The organism is Acinetobacter sp. SK-43 (assembly GCF_015351505.1).
GTDB classification, from domain to species: domain Bacteria; phylum Pseudomonadota; class Gammaproteobacteria; order Pseudomonadales; family Moraxellaceae; genus Acinetobacter; species Acinetobacter junii.
Genome location: NZ_JADKPY010000027.1, coordinates 14,453 through 34,960, shown reverse-complemented (window position 1 = coordinate 34,960; position 20,508 = coordinate 14,453). Strand labels below are relative to the sequence as shown.

The following is a 20,508-nucleotide window of genomic DNA, read 5'->3' as shown; positions in this document are numbered from 1 at the left end:
TTACTAATGCTCTTGATTAATTACAGACCACTAATTTTCATTTTTAAGTCAGTAACTGAAGCATTTTTAAATCCAACATTTCCAATTGAACTATTTTGTAGACCATTAAATCGATAATTAGCACTTCCAACCGCAGGAATTGTTGTCATATCATTACCTAATTTGATTTCATTTAATGATAAATCAACTGCATCAGAGGTGATACAAGTACTAGGTGTTGTAGAGCAAGTGTTTACAAAATTTCCAAAAACAAAACCATCGGATTCAATACCAGCATGAAAATTATCTAAACGAAAACCCGTTAAAGGATTTGATGCTTTCATTTGAAACTTAAAATTTGCACCAATAGCTGTTGTTGTTGGATCAGTTTCATTAGCGTAGCTAGAGACTAGCATCATATTACACCCTGTCCCAGCTCCACAAATAGAATCAATCGCCCCACCTAGACGCACCATGTAACCCTGTGGCGCTGCTCCGAGTTGAATATTCATTTTCGGTTTATTCGTAGCTAAAAACTTTATATTCAAACCGTCATTTAATCTAAGTAACTCTTTAACACCTGTATTTAATGTTGCTGTAGTTCCACCAAAAATGGTTCTTTGTGTATAAATACCAGGAGTTGTCAAACCCATATCTGATACAGCATTTGCACCAGCCGTATAGATAGAGAATTTAGAAAATACTAACTCATCTAAATTTCCGAAAGTTATCCCGATATTCGCAAAAGCACCATTAGTACCTGTCCCTTTATCTGTATCAATAACAGCATTTAGACTTAAGTTGGTAGAAGTACCAGCAGCTTTTGCGGTTATAGTTGGACTCGACATAGTTGAATTAGGACTTTGTGCAAGTACTAACGCAGCTCTACCACGATATTCTGTTGCAGCAACCGTCTTTGTATCCCAACCATCAGGATCAATCACAGCCATTTGTTTAAATTCAATGCTTGGGGTAGTTACATTAATATTTAAACCATCTTGACCAGTCGCAACAGATAGACTTTGATCATCCATGGGTTGCATTGCTATTACTAGAGGACTAAAAAATAGAGTTAGACATCCTAGCATCTTATTTTTATTCATCAGATTCTATCCTTAGTTTCGAGGAATAATTCCTAATTGGCCAGTAATACGTCCACCCGTCAACACCATTTCACCTAAGCGTTGTGGCTGTGCTCCCACTGTTGGAGGATAAAGATTTATATCTCGAACTCTTAATACACCTGAAATCTTTTCAGCATTCGTTGCACTATTTGCTCCACCACTTGCTCCAATACCTGTTGTTCCAGCTGGGTTGAAAGTTAGACCTGCTTTAAAGGAAACCATACCATCACAACCTGCTGTAGGACATGTCTCTCGAGTATCTGGTGAAATAATAATTGCATTATTAAATGCAACTTTACCATCGATATTATCGAAACCTACAGTAGAACCATCTAATGGATCGCTTAACTGAATTGAGCTTTTCCCACCATCTTTTACAGCCTTAAGCTCTAACTCACCAACAACACTCAAGCGACTACCATCAGTACTGGTATATTCACTATTTGGTATTAAAGAAAGATCTATTTTCTTACCGTCTAAACGTAATTTAGTAGACAACAAAACATCATTATTATTTGAGAAGTCCGCTGATGAAGCTGATGCCGGTGTAGATGTCCCTTTATATAATGCTCCTGGTAAATATCCTCCTGCAATTTGTGCAGATAAGATAATCAAAATGTCTTTTAAACTAGCATTAAAACTTCCATTTTCAAGCCCAACTGTTCCCGTACCGCGCAATAACATATCGATATTACGCAAACCAATATAACGTACTGAGTTTGTATCTGCGTTATCTAATAACAAGATTGAAGTAGTCTTTTGCTTAGTAGTATCTGTACTTCCATTCATACCCGTAGTACTCATGGCAAGTGAAAAACCTAAACGCTCCGCACCAGCTACAACAGTATATCGTGTTCCACCTAAATCATAATAGTAAGCATCTGCTGGAGCAGTTGTACCATACATAGCTAAATTTGCATTTAAATCATAGAAAGGTAATGCTAAACCCCACGTATTACCTGCAGTATCATTGATTTTAGGAATCGTTGTACCTATCGTTCTTGCACTATTGGTAAAACGTCCGCTGCGTGAAAATGCCTGAAACTCTGCACCTCGAATAGCAGCCAGAAGCGCATAAGGATTTTGATCAGTCGTTCCATTATGAATATTTTGAACGTAATCAGCATCAGTGGTTAATGTTGTAGAACTAGAACCATTCCAATAACGACTTGTTTGCAATACTTTATTCGCTGGTAATAAAACAGTTTTTGTATCTACTAAATTTAGATAAACATTTCCTGTATCAAACGAACCTCTGTTTCTCAAATTCAAACCCGTTAATTCTCCGAATTCAAATCCGTAGGTATTAAACCCTGCACCCCCTAGCTCCAATGTCGTCGCTTTTGTATTATCGCCTTGCAACATTGGATCATTCTTTTTGGTAAAGTCAGCTTTCATACGGAAAGCTATACCGGTATTACCAATAATATTTTGTGTTCCTGACGAACTAACCCCGTTATTCGCTTTACCTAAAATATTAGTATTATCAGGATTCCCAAATTGGTTAGACGCTACATTATAAACAGGATCTGTTCGGGTAAATCCATCGTTGCTATTAGCATTTGTACCACGTATCTGTATAGAACCATTGACCATACGACCACTTGCACCTAATCGTATAAGTCCTTGAGCTTTCTCGGATGTAGCTTGACCATTTAAAGGGGTTTTAGTTCCATCTACAGAATAACGGTTATTTGGATTTACATTTTTATTCAGCATAAATTCTAAGTTTAAACCCGAATTACTCGCCGTAGAAGAATATGTATTTCCTGTAATTGTTCCAGAATTTGCAGGATCAGTTACACGAGTAAAATCGACATAACCGTATGTTGTATTAGGCGTGGTACTTGTTGAAGTATTTACAGTACCATCTGCATTGTAATTAATAACTGCATCTGGTACTCCAGCTGCATTAGTTCGAACAATAAATCCTTCTGTACCATCAATGTACATTACGCCTTTAGCAAAAAAATTAAAATTAAAATTTTTCAGGATTAATTGATTGAGTGTTTGGCTTGGTGATAATCCAGTTGTTTGTCCAAGATAAATACTTGCATTTTTCGAAGCAAATGTTAGTTCACTTTGGCCAGTCTTACTAAAAAGACCGTCTCGAGTTTTAAAACTAATACTTGTATCTGAGTTAGTTTGTATCGCGATGTCCCCGACTGGACTGCCACAAGCTGTTGAGTCACAAACCTTAAACTTATTCATACTGATTAAAACAGGCGCAACTTTTAAATTGAAGTCTAATCCTGCCTTATTAGATTCACTACCAGTATTCATTTGGATATTGATATTAGGTCTTACTGTTGGTGATGAGCTATGCGATTGAATTTTGAAATTCTCAGCTTCAGCTCGTAAGGTGGTGTCAGTTGCTTTTCCTACACTTCCACGTCCTGCATTATCTTGCCAAAAGAAAGTCCCTACATTCAACTCTTTAAAATCTAAATTAACATTTAACCCATCTTGTGCGTTAACGTCGCGCATAGATGTATCATCTAATGCTTGTAAAGCATAAGTAGAGTTGCTAACTAATAAAATACTTACAGCTAGAGTATTAAGTACAAAATATCGTGTCTGTAGCTTCTGATTTTTCTTTTCCATTGTTCAATCCTTTGAATTCAATAAAATTTAACAACGAGCATGATTACTACATGCAAAAATTTGTACCTTACCATCTATTGCAAGATTGCCATTCATTTGTAAACCAACAAAGCCTCTTTCTCGACCAGTATCATAATTATTTGCTGTTGTCACAGTAATAGGTGAAGAAGTCCCAATTACACCTGTACTTTGCGGAACTGCACTAAATGTTCCTGTTTTTAAGAATCCATAATCTTGCGGGTTAGTGCTTGTACCCTCTATCAGATTACCATTAGTATCATAATATGAAAGGACAGAGCCCGTATCTTGCTCAATTGATAATGCATTAAAGCCAAAATTACGAATTTGAATTGGCTTACTACTATCAAAAGTAAATTGCATAGCAGGCTTAATTACCGTACCAGTGCCAGTTTTTGGAAGGTATTGTAAATCAACTGCATCTAAGCCTAATTTCTGGATATTCAAAGTACCCTGCAATCCTTTGAAGACCACCCAAAGCTTACGTCCTTTATTGTTTATATCAGGATCACTAGCTGCCATCGACCAAACTGGATCGCTTGCTCCAGCTGAACCCTGTTGTACAAAGCGTTTATTTACAGAAATTGCTAGACGACAATACTCTAAGCGTGCTGGATCGCAGTTAAAGGTTGGTGTAATTCCTGCTAATAAATCGCTATCACTTAAGATATTATGGTTTAAGGAGAGTTTAAATGATAAATCTGCTCCACCCTGTCCTTGTATAGACTGAAGTGTTTGATTATCCAAAGCTTGTAATTCAGCTTTTGAGGAACTTGCAGTGAGTAAAAATAGTAAAACAATAATTTTTTTCATATTTTTACACCCTTACAATCCAGTTGTTGTAACTTTAAAATGTTGAATCAACAAGCCATCAATTACAGCGGAACCCATATTGCTATTTGGTGCAGTAGGAGTGGGAGCAGTGTTGCTTGCAGGTATTACATAACCTGTTGTCCCGTTTGATGAACCAATAAAATTATTTAGAGTTGAATTAAAATTAGTTCTCCAACCCGCTCCATTTAATGCCGTATCAGACCATGTCCGGTTAGGAATTGTGCCATACAAAGGTGTTGTAGTAACTGTTGCACTGTTATTACAAGTTGTTGATCCTCCGTTAGTACACAATGTCGCGCTAGTTGGTGTCGTGGTCCAACCGTTTGCAGAATTCACCAAAGTCCCTGAACTATTATAATATTGCCACTGATATAAATATCCTGTGGTGTTTGTTACTCCATTACAACTTCCCCATGAACTACTGGTACATCTACTGTTGGTTATCCATGTTGAAGTATTCATATCACGTTGAAGATAACGCACCTGTGTTGCTGTATTTGTTGTAATATTACTTATAAATCCATTAGGATTTTGCAAATTACCAAAAGATATACCAACTGCATCATCAGTACCTGCTGTACCTTTATAAGCTTGAAGAGTTTTACCTCCATCACTACTAAAAACAGAACCAATACTAATACTACTATGAGTTGCTAATTTTTTATTATTAAGGGCTGTTGTTGAGTAATCAGTTCGAGGTGAGCCACCTTGATAACCTGAAACTTCGCTTGTACCACATTGATAAATATTACAAGTGGAACCTAAATAAGTTGGATCACTACCTGTATAGTCAGTATATATTTTTTTATAGATAGCAGGATTATTAGGTATACGTGCGATTTCCAAACTAAAGTTACGACCATCGGAACCTAATATGACTGGTTGGTACAGATTTCCTAATACAAGGTTAATATTTGGGTTATAGATAAACACTCCCTCATTCGCGTCAAAAGATGGAGCATTACCGCCATTGAGTGCTGGGGTAGATAAATTTGCCGTATTAGTTGTTTCTCGGGTACTTAATCTCAACACACTATTGGTAGGTACATTCCAAACTCGTTTAGTTTGACGCGTATCTGTACGTGTTTGTTTTTGAACAATAAACAAACACCCAGGAGAAGTACTATCAAATGCGCCAGTACCGGCGTTACCACAGTTACCAGTAGATGCCGTTTTTGATGTACCTAATACTGAATCTTGTCCATTATGAATAGTCGTCCAAGCAGATGTTGTACCAACACTACCAAGCTCTGTATCAGTAAAAGTAGCTTTTAAATTTTGGGCATCACCACTGTTTAAACGTATAACTCCCGCAATACCCAACGTATTATTATAGAAAGAACTCATACCATTATTATTATTAGAACCACCTAATGTTTGGAAAACTTGTAAATTACTTCCATTCATACTAAAACCATTCGCTATCGCTTGTAAGCGTAAGCGATTAGCACGTCCAGTGGCTGTTGTACTAAAATTTTCACCAAGATTAAATTGATCCACATCTCCTTCAACTTTACTTTGGTCACGAACAAAAGCATCTGCCCATAATGCTAATTTTAAATTATAAGCATCCACACCAGTTTTTGTACCAGTTTCATATAATGGTGCTTCAAAATTTAAATATGTAATCGTTCCATTCCCCCCAGCAAAGTCAGGAACGTTATTTGCAGTTGCTGCTTTAAAAATCCAAGGGTTATTTGCAGTACCCCAACTTGAAATTTTAGAACCAAAACGATTATTAGGATCATTATCGTTTTTAGATAACGCTAAACCATATAAGTAAAGATCAGCTTTACCCACAGAATGATCAGAAGAATTGACTAAACCATCCTTGTTAGTATCTTGGACAATAGAAGTCAATCCACCAATAGGAATATAATGAATATAACCAGTATCTTTGCTTCTATCAGTTAAAGATGCTTCATTACCAGTTTTATCTCCACGAAGAACAAAAGAGTAATCCGTTGGTAAGATTGCAATACCTTCACCAGTTGCTTGACTTAACGCATCATCAGAAATTTCCTGTAATGCAAAAGAATATCTGCTGAGAAACAAACCGATTAGTGTCGCTAAAACAGTTCGTTTAAAAGATACCGTATGAAGTGTAGTCATCTTGACCTTCCTGTTACACGATGCTCCGCATCAACGTTATTTTTCTAAATCTTCCTGAGTGACTTCCAACCACAAAAAAGGCGCAGTCAAGGATATGCTTCCAAGCATCACTCAAATTGTAGGCAGAATCCGCCTACCCAATCTTACTTTTTATTATGCCTACTATTTACGCAATTGCAAAAAAAACCCGTTAAAAGTTACATTTTTCCGATGTATGAAAAATAAATATAACCTACACATATTTTTGTTTGGCTAGCACGATTATACTTTCTGTCTTATCTGCTCCAAAAATTTAGCTAATTTTTGCTTTTTATCTGGTGGCAAAGCGTAAAGCTCTGCTACGGTAGCTTCAGGTTTTATTACACCCACTCCAGCACCCACAGCGAACCAACTAGCGGCACTAAACATGGACATCCCTCCCATACTATGCTCTACAAAATCAATATCTCTCGGTGTCCGATGCACCCAGCATTTTTTGAGCTCCTGATAACTTTCCGATTGAGGTACGGTTAACATAAATTTCCAAAACGGAGTGTCTGAACGCCCAGTATCATAATGCATACGAATAAAATCACGTATACCCTCCCAATATTGAGCATTTTGTTGATTATAGAAGTCTATATTTTGTTGTGAAATTACCCCATGGTTTTCTCTTATAAAAGAAACCAGCAATTTTAATTGACTGAGCATTTGCCCAATTGATGTTGCTTCTAATGGCTCAATGAATCCCGATGCCAAACCTATTCCTACTACATTTTTTATCCAAACCTGTTGAAAATATCCAGCTTCAAATGCAATTGGCTTAACAGGATTTATAGAGTGCCCTAACCAATTTTCAACTTCAAGTTGTGCCTCCTGATCAGTGATGAATTGATCATGATATACATATCCCGCACCTATACGCTCTTGCAATGGTATTTGCCATACCCAACCTGAACTCATAGCTGTTGCTCGTGTCACTAATTCAATTTTATTTTTGTGCGGCAAATGAAAAGGTAAGGCTCTATTCATAGGCAATGTATCAGAAAAAGAACACCATTGGCTTTGATATTTTTTTCCAATCAAAAGCCTTGAAAACCCAGAGGCATCTATCACAAAATCACAACTTATCTCGTGATCAGCACATTGAATTGCAGCAACATTCTCAGTTGTAGGGTTAAATACAAAATTCTCTATTTTCTGCTCAACATGAATAATACCTCTAGCTAAGGCAATTTTCTTAAGATATTGACCAACTCTAAAAGTGTCAAAATGTAGCGATGCACCAAAATTATTCTTTCCTTTCAAGAGAATCTCTAAAACCTCTTGGAAAGGTTTACGCTCTTCACTAAACTCATAAGATGCCATATAGCGACTAACATCTATTCCATGGTTAAATAACCCTGATAAATATGGATTAAACCCAAACTCATTCCATGCAAAATCAGGAGTTGGTAGAGGAAAAAGATGATAGTAATAGTCTTCTTGCTTGCCTGTTCTCCATCGTTCATAACGAAACCCCAATTTAAGCGTAGATCCCGTTTGTTCTATAAAATCTTTTAAATCGATATTCAAATCATGTAATACCGAAAGCAAGTTCAAAACTCCACCTTCACCAACACCTACAATAGGAATCTCTGGAGCTGAAATCACCATGATCTCTACAGACGGACTAAAAACCTGTCTGAGTTGCAATGCTGCAAACCAACCTGCTGTCCCACCTCCAACCACAACTACTCTATCCATCCCTCTTAGATTTAACATTTTTAATCCTTAAATAAATAATAAAAGCAGCCTAAGCTGCTTTTCTTTTAAAATAAAAAACAGACCTAACAGAAAAGATTACCACCATAACAGTTACTTTTTACATACTGTGATGTCAGTTGGAGATTACTCAAAGAAAGGTTTGCTGTTTGACTACTAACATCAATATTAAGCGTCTTAACTAATGGATTGCCTGTTGCTGCACCTAAACCATCAATTAGACTTACAGGAATATCACTCCCTTCCATTAAGGCTTTTGTAACAAAGCCTGCTACCTGAGGTAGTACAGCGGAAATATCCGCTTTATTAGTAGAGGTTAAATAACCCAAATCAATTGGATCTTTAAATGACAACCACCAACCTTTTTGCGCAATATCATCGCTATTTGAACCTGGCCATTGTAAAGCTTTACTTTGTAAAGCTAGATACCCACCCGTTCCTCTTAACGGAATATTGTGGAATAAGTTTAAAGCCTCATTAAATGTTACATTTAAATTTAAACCATCTAATGTTGAACCAGCACCCATTTGGAACTGTGCGGTGCCAACAATACAAACGATGATACTAATACAATCATTACTATTTCCATTTGTAGTTAAACTTGTTCCATCTGGATAATTACCATATTGAATTAAATCTACTGATAATTGATTTACAAAGTTACTTGTTGGTGCATTACCACATGCTGCTGCACTAGCTCGGTTTGATCGAGCACAATCCAAAGCAATATGAGGTACTGTAACATTAATATTATTTACGACAGCAGAAGTCATTCGGTTACCAGAAATCACCGACACACTATTTTTAGTAAATGGAACAGTTAGACCGGGTACTGAAATACCTAATGTATCCGATGATGCAGCAGAGGTATAACTTACAAATCCACGCTGTCCACCAACAGTTGAATCAATCTTACCAGCGATTGCTTGGCATGATCCATTTGCTTGACCAACTACTGCAGCACAACCACTTGCACCTGCAGCACCGAAGGTTGTTGGAGCAGTGGATACTTGTCCACTGAGATTCGCTAGTTGCAAGTAACCGCTTAAACTTTGGATACCATCGGTAGTTGATATGGTACTAAGATTTTCTAATCCCGCACTTAATAATCCTTCAATCGCTTCTGCACTAAGACGGAAACCAACCACTTCTCTACTAGAAGCAGAATCAGGATTATTAATCGCAAACTCTAGAAAGGGATTCGTAATTTTTGCACTTGTTGCTGCTCTTTCACCATTAAATGTAGGACTACCTTGCTGCGGTCCAGTTGCCACGGTACCATCATTTAAACCACTTAAAGCTAAATTTTTAATATCAATATCACAACCATTTGCACCATTCGCACCTCCACAACCTAACTGAAGATTACGAATATTAGCATTCAGTTCCACCTTAGCTTCCAATCCAAGCTTATAGAAACCAACATTACTACTACTGTCTCGTAATTTTTCTAAATTAGCACCATCTGTCGGAGCAATATATGACAAACTCATCAATGCTTGACCAGTCGTAGCCGACATTTCAGTATCAGTTAAGCTTGTTAAAGTAGAAGTATTAGCATAAGCAGTATTTAAGCATAATCCGCTCAAAGCCAACAATGCCAAATGAAGAGACTTAAACCGTCGCATGAAACCGACCTCCATGTTCTAAACATCCGTATTTTTTTTATAGGTGTTATGCCAAACCACAACTCGGCCTTTAAATGAGCTTATAGTGATTCTGTACAAAAACAAACCAAATTATGTTCATTCTATCCTATTTTTATCAAAATACTAGCTTCATTCATCTGAACTATTTTTAACGATAAAGTATTTTGTAAGAAATGATATGTAGAAAAAAGCCCATCATGTTATAGATGGGCTAATTATTAGGTCTTAGGTAAAGTCACGCCTGTCTGACCTTGGTATTTGCCACCACGATCTTTATATGATGTTTCACATACTTCATCGCTTTCAAAGAAAAGCATTTGTGCGACACCCTCACCCGCATAGATACGCGCAGGTAGGTTTGTTGTATTGGAAAATTCTAAAGTAACGTGACCTTCCCACTCAGGCTCTAACGGTGTCACATTTACAATAATACCGCAACGCGCATAAGTCGACTTACCCAAACAAACAGTAAGTACATTTCGCGGAATACGGAAATATTCAATGGTACGCGCTAAGGCAAATGAGTTTGGTGGGATGATACAAACGTCTGATTCAATATCAATAAAACTTTTATCGTCAAAGTTTTTAGGATCAACAATCGCTGAATGAACGTTGGTAAATACTTTGAATTCACGTGCGCATCGAACATCATAGCCATAGCTCGACACCCCATAAGAAATCAACTTTTCGCCATTTTCACCATAACGAACTTGATTCTCTGCATAAGGTTCAATCATGCCGTGTTTTTCGCTCATTTCACGAATCCAACGATCAGATTTTATTGCCATGACTTTTTTCCAAAATCTAAATTAATGATTGGCAGGTACTTTAACGTAAATCATCATTAATGAAAATAAGACTGCTATCCTGATAGGCAGAATAGCAGAGATACTTTATAAATTGATTAATGCAGAATAGCTGATCGGGATTGAAAAACTAATAAGCACGACAGATGCTGTGCGTTGTAATTTTGATTGTGAAAGCCATTTAACCTTATTGGTCGCCAACATTGCTCCAACAGATATCCAAAACAGAGCAATCGGCAAAATCAAACCAACAAAAACACTCATATGTACTAAGTAAATGTCTTGGTTCTTCCATGCAACTGCTGGAAAAATTGCAGAAGCAAACAACAACGCTTTAGGATTTAAAAGCGTAGCAAACAATAATTCACGTGGGCGAATAGTTGGTTGATTTAATGCCACTTGTTGATTCGCTGTACGCCAAAGCTTAATCGCCAAATACAAAATATAGCCAGCGCTCATTAACTTTAAAAAGGTAGGAAGTAATGGTAAAGCTGTTGATACTTTGCCAATCAACATACCCCAAGCTGTTATAGCAACGATATAACCCAATGCTTCAGCTGGGATAAGTAAAAGTGATTTGCGTACACCAACCTGAACACCAGATGATGCCAATAATGTGTTGGTTGGGCCAGGAGTAAATAATATGGTTATAACTAAACCAATGAAAAACCATGAAATCATTGAATGACCTCACTAAAGGATTCTCTGAGATTAATCCAATTACAATTTTATAGCAAAAAAATAACTGTAAGCACTTATAACGTTAATTTCACTACAATTATTTAACTATTTATTTTATTTCATCTTTATAAATTTCAAGTAGCTCACTACTGAACAGTCACCTAGATATCTATGTATATTTAAAGTACGATTACCGTGAATTTTTGAATAACATTTTACTGATTAGATTAAGATGTAGCATGAAATTTAAGCTAAGCCTAAGCAAAAAGTGCTATTTTATAATCAGTTGATCACACTATTTCCATTCTTCTACTCACCAATATTTTATGCCTAAGCAATTTTTTCATAAGTGGCTTCCTTCATCAGAGAAAGTTGCTCAACTCAAGTTTATGCGCATTTTTGGGCAAAGTACCTTAAATCCTTTACTTTGGTATGTGAATCGTCACTCTATCGCCAAAGCGATGTTTATTGGTACCTTTTGGGGCATATTACCTGTACCTTTCCATAGTTTATTTATTATTCTGACAATCCTATGGTTTGAGGTTAATTTGCCGATCGGACTGTGTATGGCATGGCTGACCAATCCTCTCACTGTAGTTCCTATACTTTATTTAGGCTTTTGGTTTGGAACTAAGATTTATAATGTCAATATGATTGATCAAGAGATGTTATTGGGTGTGCTACATCAAATCATCAATTGGTTAAAAAACTTTGGGCATGGGCATATAGACTTGAGTCTGGCAAAAATCTTAATTTCAGGTTTAGTCATAGAAGCCATTCTGTTTGCTTTATTGTTTTATTGTGCAACTCACCTCTTATGGCGCTGGTTTGTTATAAAAAGTTGGAAAAATAGAATTCAAAATAATCAAGAAGAAATCATGTAGCTGATTTCTTCTAAATCTTTAGTTTTTATCCAATTGTTGTTTCATGTATTGTTCAACCACATCAAGTACATAGTCCTGACATGCCTCACCCGTAGCAGGGTTATATGCACCATTATTAGTAATATTATTAGATAAAATTCTTATACCTAAAAATGGAACATCAAACTGATGTGCAATCTGTGCAACGGAAGCTGCCTCCATCTCCTCTACAGAAGTTTGATAATTATTATGGAAAAACTGGATTCGATCTAGCTCATTATTCCAAACATCTGCTGAACCAATCGTTCCCTCAACCACATTCCCTTTGCTATAAGAAGCTTTTGCTGTATGTGCAGCAATCAGTAACTGTTGATCACCTTCAAATTTGCGTATCGCAATCGGTTCAGGATCAGACTCATCTTCTGGTAATACATCAAATGCCTCTGTCCATGCCAATGAGTTTGAGCCGCCCCCTATCGGTAATCTTGGTGTTCTAAACGCACCGATATTTGTGGTGTATTTGCCTAATACAATATCAAACACCTTTAAAGCAGGATCAAGCCCGCCTGATGTACCTTGATTAATAATTGCAATGGGTTGATATCGCTCAATTGCAAGTGCTGTAGCTGCGGCAGAATTACTCATGCCCATACGTGTTTTGGATACGATCACTGGATAACCTTTATAAGTTCCTTTCCAAAACTTCCATCCACCCACTGTTTCAACACTGACATTCTCTAATTTTGATGCCATACGTTCAGATTCGACAGGTAAAGCACCTTGGATCACGATGGGTTGTAATTTAGTTTCTAATTGCTCAGTCTCTTTTGGAGAATCTTCACCATTACAAGCACTCAGTAAAAATGCACTACACAATCCCAGAATACTTACAGCTCTTTTGACGGACTTCATATCATCACTCGAAAATAAAATAGTGATGAAGCAACTCCCATGCCATATTTTACCAAACGATATATTTAAAACATTAAACAAAGAAAAGCCCAACGAAATGTTGGGCCGAACTTAAAAAAAACCATCAATTAGAAAATGCGCTTGTCATCTCTCTGACGTTTTGGAAGTTTTTCCATCTGTTTTAAGACACTTTCCGCAATATTGATATAGCTTTCAGAAGCGACATCTTGTGCAATGACACTTGGTTTACCATTATCGGCATTCTCTCGGATTTTTGCATCTAAAGGTAAACGACCTAGTAAAGGTATGTCATATTGTTCAGAAAGCTGATCACCACCACCCGTACCAAATATTTGCTCTTCATGTCCACAGTTAGAACAAACATGTGTTGACATATTCTCAATCACACCGAGTACAGGAATATTCACTTTATTAAATAATTCAATCCCTTTTACCGCATCCATTAAGGCAACATTTTGCGGTGTAGTAACAATTACCGCACCAGTCACTGGGATACGCTGTGCAAGCGTTAATTGAATATCGCCAGTACCTGGTGGCATGTCGATAACCAATACATCTAAATCTGGCCACAAAGTTTGATTAAATAACTGCATCAATGCGCCAGTGGCTTTAGGACCACGCCATGCTACAGGAGTGTTATGCGCACCAATCAGATGTCCGATTGAAATCACAGCCATACCATAAGCATCTAAAGGAACAAAATGTTCATTTTCAATCTGAGGTGTGCGACCAGCATTGCCCAACATAGTTGGAATACTCGGACCATAGATATCTGCATCCAACACCCCAACTTTTAAACCGAGTTTTTGCAATGCGAGCGCAAGATTCACAGTTGTGGTTGATTTACCTACACCACCTTTACCCGACGAAACCAAGATTACGTTTTGAATACGTGGATGTGGAGCAACATCTCGTTGTTGTGGCGCAGCTTTTTCAATCGGAGGATTATTTGGGTCTGCTTCAGCTTTCGGAGATGCATCCATGACTGGAGGAAGGTTGGTGTTTTGTGCTTTTGGTTTAGATGAACAACTATGTCCCGCTTCGCCATGAGCAGCGTGTTTCTGCTGAATAATATGCAGATTGAGTTCTTGGATACCACACTTTTCTAAGGCATCTGCAAGTTCATCATGGATTTGTTGTAAATGATCTTTTTCTTCAGGAAATGTATTGATCGTGAGCTGTAGGATGCGACCTTGAACATTGACTTGGCTGATACGATCTTTCAAGGCATTTTCAGAGTTTGGAAGAATATAATTTTGAAGGACTGTTTGGATTTCATCTTCCTTCACTTCTTGCGCAGGCGAAAAAACGGATTTTAAGGAAGAAAGCCACGACATTTTGTACTCCAAAAACTGATCATACTCACTGAATGTGGTTAGTTTAGCAGTATTGAAGATTCGACGCTCATATCAAAGACCGTAATTGCTCAATTTTATGTCGCAATTTATCTTTGCCTATCAGCGTCGATTGTTAAAGCTTTATAGTGATTAACCTTTGAATTTATTGATCGTATCAGTGGCAGCTTTCTTTAAATCATCTAACTTGCTGCTAGCTTGAGCTTTCAGATCATCAAATTTTGCAGCTGCCTCATCTTTCAACTCAGTTGCTTTGGCTTTTGCATCTTCTAATTTATGCGTTGCCTCTTCTTTAAAGTGATCTAATTTCTCTTTGGCAGCATGTTGAGTATCCGCCAGTTTTTCTTTTAACTCATCTGCTTTAGCTGATAATGCAGCTTTACTTTCACCGTATTGATCGCTTGCATTGGTCTTTAAATCATCTAAAGCTTGCTCGCCTTTTTGCTTCAACTCATTGGCTTTATCTTTAGCTTGCTGTAAATCAGCTTTAGTTTGATCAATATCTTTCGCTGCGAAGTTTTTTACATCCTCCACAGTTTCCTGACCTTTTTGTTTGATATCACTTCCAAGCTCGCTGACTTTATCTTTAGCCTGCTGAAAGTCTGCTTTGGTTTGCTCTAAATCTTTTGCTGCGAACTGTTTTAACTGATCAATTTTGTCATTACTCATGTCTTGTTCCTCTTGTTATTTCGTAAAAGCTGTCGTTGATTTCTATTACAGTTATACAAGATTCTGCCTACACTTATCGTGTTTGCTGCAAATTGAAACAAATGGGATACAGGATGATTCAAATTTATTGCTGATTAATAACCATTTGAATTTTCATATATAAAAATCATATAAATGCATAACACAACTAAATTACTTGATACGAGCAGACTGCTGAATCTCATACAATACATGCCAACTTAATGGATGATCTTTAGCTAGAGCAGGATGTTGAAATTCTACTAATTTCCTCATCCCTAAGCTTTGCATAAGCGCTTGTGATCGCAGATTTTCTAAAGTGGTAAAAGACACAACAGTTTCAAGCTGCAAATGATTAAAAGCAAAATCTAAGGCTGCATTTGCTGCTTCTTTTGCATAACCTTTGCCCCAAAATGGTTGATCTAAGCGCCAGCCAATTTCAACACAAGGCGAAAATGAAAACTGTGTGGGTTGATCATGTAATCCTACCAAGCCTATCAATTGTTGAGTCTGTTTTAATTCTACTGCCCAAAAGCCCCAACCCTGTTTTTCAATAATTGTCTTTAATTTATCTATATATGCATCGCTTTCAGCACGAGTTAAAACTTTTGGAAAATACCGCATAACCTCTGGATTAGCACTCATCTCTGCAAAAGGTAAATAATCCGTGTCTCGCCATTGGCGTAAAATCAGTCTTGGTGTTTCGATCATTTTTAGAACCATTAAATTTGTATTAAAAACTATTCACAATATAGAGAATTAGATCAGATATACTTTTGCGCTATCGTGAAATTAACCTGACTTATAAAGCTTTATATATGAATGAAAATGAACTTCTAGAAATTCAAAATGAACTGCAAGCTCAACAAAAACGCCTGAACTATATTCTTTCAAGTAAAAGAAGAATCCAAAGCATGATTGATTCTTTTGAAGGTGATTTGTCAGAACAATTACTTCCTGTCATTCATAATGAAAGCAACGATTATGCGGGAATCGCAACAAGTTTGGCACTTTCAATTTGTTGGAAATTTTCAAAAGTTGAATTCCCAAAGACCGTTCATTGGTGTAGTGAATTAAGTATTAGCGATCTACAAGTTAAAGATGAATTTACCGCTGAAATTAAAGCTCAAGCTTGGTTGGGAACTTTAGGAAGTGATGAACTTTGGCAAACGCCACTCTTTGCCGAAATTACAGTTGATCCAAAAACCAATAGTTTAAAAAGCTATCACATCCATTTCTTATCTAAAGGGAAAATCATCTCTTTAAGAAAGAACTCTAAGCAAAGTGTGACCGTTAAGCAGATGCAAAGTATGTGATCCTTTGGGATACATACTTTTTTTAATCAAAATAAGATCATATTCTTCTTTTGATTTACTTTATTCATCACAAAATAACAACTGTTCGCCCCCATACAACTCAAAGCTAAAATCGGCAGCATCATGAAATACATCACAACACCAATTTTTAAAGTTGAAAAATCAATGTGGTTCACTTGATCTTCGAACAGAATCGTTAAGACAAGTAAAGCCCAAGCAACTAAGATCACAAAACTTATTTTTAAAAACTGGTATGAATCAAAAATCTGAGTGGGCAGTTTCAATACTGCAAAAACAATCAGATAAAAGATAAAAGCCAAAACGATGAGGATTGGGGTCAAATACATCATAACTTCCATGCCATCACTGACTACATGAAGCAGATGATTCTGTCGATAATTTAAGAACAAACAAAATGGAATCACAAAACTAAAAACAGAAACTAAACTGGCTGAGACTGATGAAAAAACTAATGACCAAGACCTCATTTTTATTTTCCTCTCTTTGATATTGTGATTATTCTCGATCAAACAGATGTACTTTGATTGAAGCCAAAGTGAAGCTTGTATGAAGTTTCAAAATAAGATTCCCTTCAGGCTAAAAAGATTTCACCGATTCCCTTGTGCAAGTCGCTCTTAAGTCATGTAAAATCATCCACCTTGTAAATACGAATGAGAGAACAATATCCGTGCGTAAAATTTTAGTCACCAATGCCCTTCCTTATGCCAATGGTCCTATCCATATGGGTCACTTACTCGGTTATATCCAAGCAGATATTTGGGTTCGTGCGATGCGTGCAATGGGTCATGACGTGACTTACGTATGTGCGGATGATGCTCATGGTACAGCGATCATGTTACGTGCTGAAGCGAATGGCATCAGCCCTGAAGCGCAAATTGCCAATGTTCAGAAAGAACACATTCGTGATTTTGATGGTTTTGGTGTGCATTTCGATCATTATGATTCAACTCATTGCGATGCAAACAAAGCACGTGCATCTGAGATTTACATCAAAAACCGTGAAGCAGGCAATATCGCTGTTCGCTCTGTCACACAATTATTTGATCCTGAAAAAGGCATGTTCTTGTCTGATCGTTTCATTAAAGGCACGTGCCCGAAATGTAAAGCGGAAGATCAATACGGCGACTCATGTGAAGTCTGCGGTACAACTTATAACGCGACTGAGTTATTAAACCCACGCTCAACATTGAGTGGTGCAACGCCAGTTGAGAAATCATCAGATCACTATTTCTTTAAACTACCGAATTTCTCAGAATACTTACAGAAATGGACACGTGATCAAGGTCGTTTACCATTGTCTATTGCCAACAAACTAGATGAATGGTTTGAATCGGGTTTATCAGATTGGGATATTTCACGTGATGCGCCTTATTTCGGTTTTGAAATTCCAGATGCACCAAACAAATATTTCTATGTTTGGGTAGACGCTCCGATTGGTTATATGTCGAGTTTTGAAAACTACATCAAAACTAAACGTCCTGATCTAAGCTTTGATGATTTCTGGAAAAAAGACAGCGACAAAGAAGTTTATCACTTCATTGGTAAAGACATTGTTTACTTCCATGCACTGTTCTGGCCTGCAATGCTTGAAGGTGCGAACTACCGCACGCCATCTGGTTTATTTGTAAATGGTTTCTTGACAGTGAATGGTCAGAAGATGTCAAAATCTCGCGGCACATTCATCAAAGCTGAAACTTATTTACAGCACTTGAACCCAGAATATTTACGTTATTACTTTGCTTCTAAGCTTTCTGACAAAGTTGAAGATTCGGATTTGAATTTGGATGACTTCGTACAGAAAGTGAATTCTGACCTTGTAGGTAAAGTGGTAAATATTGCCAGCCGTTGTGCAAAATTCATTAACAGCAATTTCAATAATACGCTTTCAAACACATGCGCTGAACCTGAATTGGTTCAAAGCTTTATTGATGCGGGCGATTCAATTGCTCAAGCCTATGAAGCACGTGAATTCTCTGCTGCTATTCGTGAAATCATGGCTCTTGCTGACAAAGCGAATCAATATATTGATGAGAAAAAACCGTGGGCGCTTGCGAAGCAAGAAGGTCAAGAACAACAAGTTCATGATGTTTGCTCAGTTGGTATCAACTTATTCCGTCAGCTTGCGATTTACTTAGCTCCAGTGCTTCCAACACTTGCGGCTCAAGTTCAGTCTTTCTTACAACTTGAAAGCTTTGACTTTGCATCACGTCAGCAAATCCTCGTTGCACACGAAATTGCTCAATTTCAACCACTTATGCAGCGTGTTGATCCTAAAGCAGTTGCAGCCATGGTGGATGCATCTAAAGACTCTTTAGCTGCTGCGGCAGAAGCACCAAAAGTGGAAAAGAAAAAAGAGAAGAAAGCCGAGAAGAAGTCTGAGCCTAAAGTGGGTGAAGCTGAAATTATTGGTATTGAAGACTTTATGAAAGTTGACCTCCGTGTAGCTGAAGTTTTAGAAGCTGCAACGGTAGAAGGTTCTGATAAATTACTTCAACTCACGTTAAATGTAGGTGAAGCTGAACCACGTAATGTGTTTAGTGGTATTCGTGAGTTTTATCAGCCAGAAGATTTAAAAGGCAAATTAGTAGTGATGGTCGCGAACCTTGCACCACGTAAGATGCGTTTTGGTATTTCTAACGGTATGGTACTTGCCGCAGGTAATGGTGAAGGTGTTTGGGTAATTTCACCTGAATCTGGTGCTAAAGCTGGTGATAAAGTGTCTTAAGATTTAGATCTGAGATGAGAAAAAGCCTCTACTTTGTAGGGGCTTTTTATTGGGTGTAAATTGAATTAACATTAGATATAAGTAATCGAATTTAATGTTCTATTATTATTTAAAGAGCTTAAATTATAAATAAAACCCTGATTAGGAGCAGATCATGGACAATCAAGAAAACAATTTAAGCTTCTTAGATGTCGAATTATTATTAAATGAAGTTGGCGCTGAAAATCCAAACTTAGCTAATCTTATACGTAAAATAATTTATGATTCACCGACAAAGAAAATGAACACTCATGCAAGAGAAGTCATAAGTAAAATCATTAATAATCAAAAAAATAATGATAAAAAATGCCAGCATAATGGTTGTAATGCAAAGAGTATTAATTCTCATGTAATTTCAAAAAATAAATTAGATAATTTTTTAGGAAATAAAATTAACGATAAAATTATTATAGATGTTTTAGATCTAGATTTAAAAGAAAACCCATATAAATATACTTTTAAGCAGAAATCAACCAAATTTTCTTGTTCATTTTTTGGATATTGTAGAGATCATGATCGGGATTTATTTAATGAGTTAGATAATGCAGAAATTTTGTATAACAACAAATTACTCAATTATCAATACCTCAGAATGTTATATGAAAATATCCGAAATTTGGAGTCTGAAATCAAAGTTTTTGAAAATATTTTTAACGAACTTAAATCTTTAAATAATCAAAGTCCAAATGATATCTCTACAGATTTTATAAATACTAGAGAAGAGAAGTTAAAAAATACAAAAAATAGATTAGAATGATCAAAAGAAATTTATCAAAAAATTTGGCAAGGTTTAGTTACGGGTGTTTTTTATATTACTAGCAAAAAATATAGACTAAAAAAATCAGGAATTATATTTTCACATTTTTTTGATTTAACAAAAGGTGAGGATAAAGAACCATATACTTTTTTTATACTAAAAGAAGAATATAAAAAAACTTCATATATTTATGTTGGGACATTATGTAATGAAAATTCCATTGAAATCTTTGAGTCTTTAGATTTACATAAATTTGAAGGAA

At 36.6% G+C, this 20,508-nt stretch carries 17 protein-coding genes; 4 read left to right on the top strand and 13 right to left on the bottom strand.

From position 1 onward, the window contains the following. Positions 1-20: 20 nt before the first annotated feature. The 8 genes from IRT38_RS06945 to IRT38_RS06910 form a co-directional block, all read right to left on the bottom strand. Positions 21-1,082, bottom strand: coding sequence for a hypothetical protein (locus tag IRT38_RS06945; RefSeq protein ID WP_004960226.1), 1,062 nt, complete (start codon positions 1,080-1,082; stop codon positions 21-23). A gap of 12 nt (positions 1,083-1,094) precedes the next feature. Beyond that, the gene (locus tag IRT38_RS06940; RefSeq protein WP_125298935.1) at positions 1,095-3,707 is read right to left on the bottom strand and encodes a DUF6160 family protein; all 2,613 of its coding nucleotides are present in this window, start codon (positions 3,705-3,707) and stop codon (positions 1,095-1,097) included. A gap of 27 nt (positions 3,708-3,734) precedes the next feature. Continuing rightward, positions 3,735-4,538 carry a hypothetical protein gene (locus IRT38_RS06935; protein ID WP_125298934.1) on the bottom strand — a complete coding sequence of 268 codons (804 nt, stop codon included), beginning with the start codon at positions 4,536-4,538 and terminating at the stop codon, positions 3,735-3,737. Positions 4,539-4,550: 12 nt separating this feature from the next. After that, complete coding sequence (locus IRT38_RS06930; RefSeq protein ID WP_194597291.1) at positions 4,551-6,671, bottom strand: hypothetical protein; 2,121 nt, start codon at positions 6,669-6,671, stop codon at positions 4,551-4,553. Between the two features lie 261 nt (positions 6,672-6,932). Beyond that, complete coding sequence (locus tag IRT38_RS06925) at positions 6,933-8,414, bottom strand: tryptophan 7-halogenase (RefSeq protein ID WP_194597290.1); 1,482 nt, start codon at positions 8,412-8,414, stop codon at positions 6,933-6,935. Between the two features lie 65 nt (positions 8,415-8,479). Then, a complete protein-coding gene (locus tag IRT38_RS06920) occupies positions 8,480-10,042 on the bottom strand; it encodes a hypothetical protein (RefSeq protein ID WP_194597289.1) in 1,563 nt (520 codons plus the stop codon). Positions 10,043-10,281: 239 nt separating this feature from the next. Further along, the gene (dcd, locus tag IRT38_RS06915; RefSeq protein ID WP_004914176.1) at positions 10,282-10,851 is read right to left on the bottom strand and encodes a dCTP deaminase; all 570 of its coding nucleotides are present in this window, start codon (positions 10,849-10,851) and stop codon (positions 10,282-10,284) included. Between the two features lie 105 nt (positions 10,852-10,956). Next, entirely contained in the window at positions 10,957-11,550 is a 594-nt protein-coding gene (locus IRT38_RS06910) for a LysE family translocator (protein ID WP_112987335.1), read from the bottom strand. A gap of 326 nt (positions 11,551-11,876) precedes the next feature. On the opposite strand from IRT38_RS06910, the gene IRT38_RS06905 reads away from it, so the two are divergent. Then, complete coding sequence (locus tag IRT38_RS06905; protein WP_194597288.1) at positions 11,877-12,434, top strand: DUF2062 domain-containing protein; 558 nt, start codon at positions 11,877-11,879, stop codon at positions 12,432-12,434. Between the two features lie 18 nt (positions 12,435-12,452). On the opposite strand, the gene IRT38_RS06900 is transcribed toward IRT38_RS06905, so the two are convergent. The 4 genes from IRT38_RS06900 to IRT38_RS06885 form a co-directional block, all read right to left on the bottom strand. After that, positions 12,453-13,325 carry a 5'-methylthioadenosine/S-adenosylhomocysteine nucleosidase gene (locus tag IRT38_RS06900; protein WP_194597287.1) on the bottom strand — a complete coding sequence of 291 codons (873 nt, stop codon included), beginning with the start codon at positions 13,323-13,325 and terminating at the stop codon, positions 12,453-12,455. A gap of 128 nt (positions 13,326-13,453) precedes the next feature. After that, positions 13,454-14,683, bottom strand: a complete 1,230-nt coding sequence (apbC, locus tag IRT38_RS06895) for an iron-sulfur cluster carrier protein ApbC (RefSeq protein ID WP_004960251.1) — start codon at positions 14,681-14,683, stop codon at positions 13,454-13,456. 150 nt (positions 14,684-14,833) lie between these two features. Beyond that, on the bottom strand, positions 14,834-15,370 hold the full coding sequence (locus IRT38_RS06890; RefSeq protein WP_194597286.1) for a hypothetical protein: 537 nt from the start codon (positions 15,368-15,370) through the stop codon (positions 14,834-14,836). Between the two features lie 192 nt (positions 15,371-15,562). Then, the gene (locus IRT38_RS06885; RefSeq protein WP_194597285.1) at positions 15,563-16,099 is read right to left on the bottom strand and encodes a GNAT family N-acetyltransferase; all 537 of its coding nucleotides are present in this window, start codon (positions 16,097-16,099) and stop codon (positions 15,563-15,565) included. A 107-nt stretch (positions 16,100-16,206) separates the two neighbouring features. Here IRT38_RS06885 and IRT38_RS06880 point away from each other — a divergent pair, with 107 nt between their 5' ends. Beyond that, positions 16,207-16,704, top strand: a complete 498-nt coding sequence (locus tag IRT38_RS06880) for a hypothetical protein (protein WP_194597284.1) — start codon at positions 16,207-16,209, stop codon at positions 16,702-16,704. Positions 16,705-16,730: 26 nt separating this feature from the next. Here IRT38_RS06880 and IRT38_RS06875 read toward each other — a convergent pair whose 3' ends face one another. Next, complete coding sequence (locus IRT38_RS06875) at positions 16,731-17,192, bottom strand: hypothetical protein (protein WP_194597283.1); 462 nt, start codon at positions 17,190-17,192, stop codon at positions 16,731-16,733. 200 nt (positions 17,193-17,392) lie between these two features. On the opposite strand from IRT38_RS06875, the gene metG reads away from it, so the two are divergent. Beyond that, positions 17,393-19,450, top strand: a complete 2,058-nt coding sequence (gene metG, locus IRT38_RS06870) for a methionine--tRNA ligase (protein WP_194597282.1) — start codon at positions 17,393-17,395, stop codon at positions 19,448-19,450. Between the two features lie 154 nt (positions 19,451-19,604). After that, the gene (locus tag IRT38_RS06865; RefSeq protein ID WP_194597281.1) at positions 19,605-20,246 is read left to right on the top strand and encodes a hypothetical protein; all 642 of its coding nucleotides are present in this window, start codon (positions 19,605-19,607) and stop codon (positions 20,244-20,246) included. Positions 20,247-20,508: the final 262 nt, after the last annotated feature.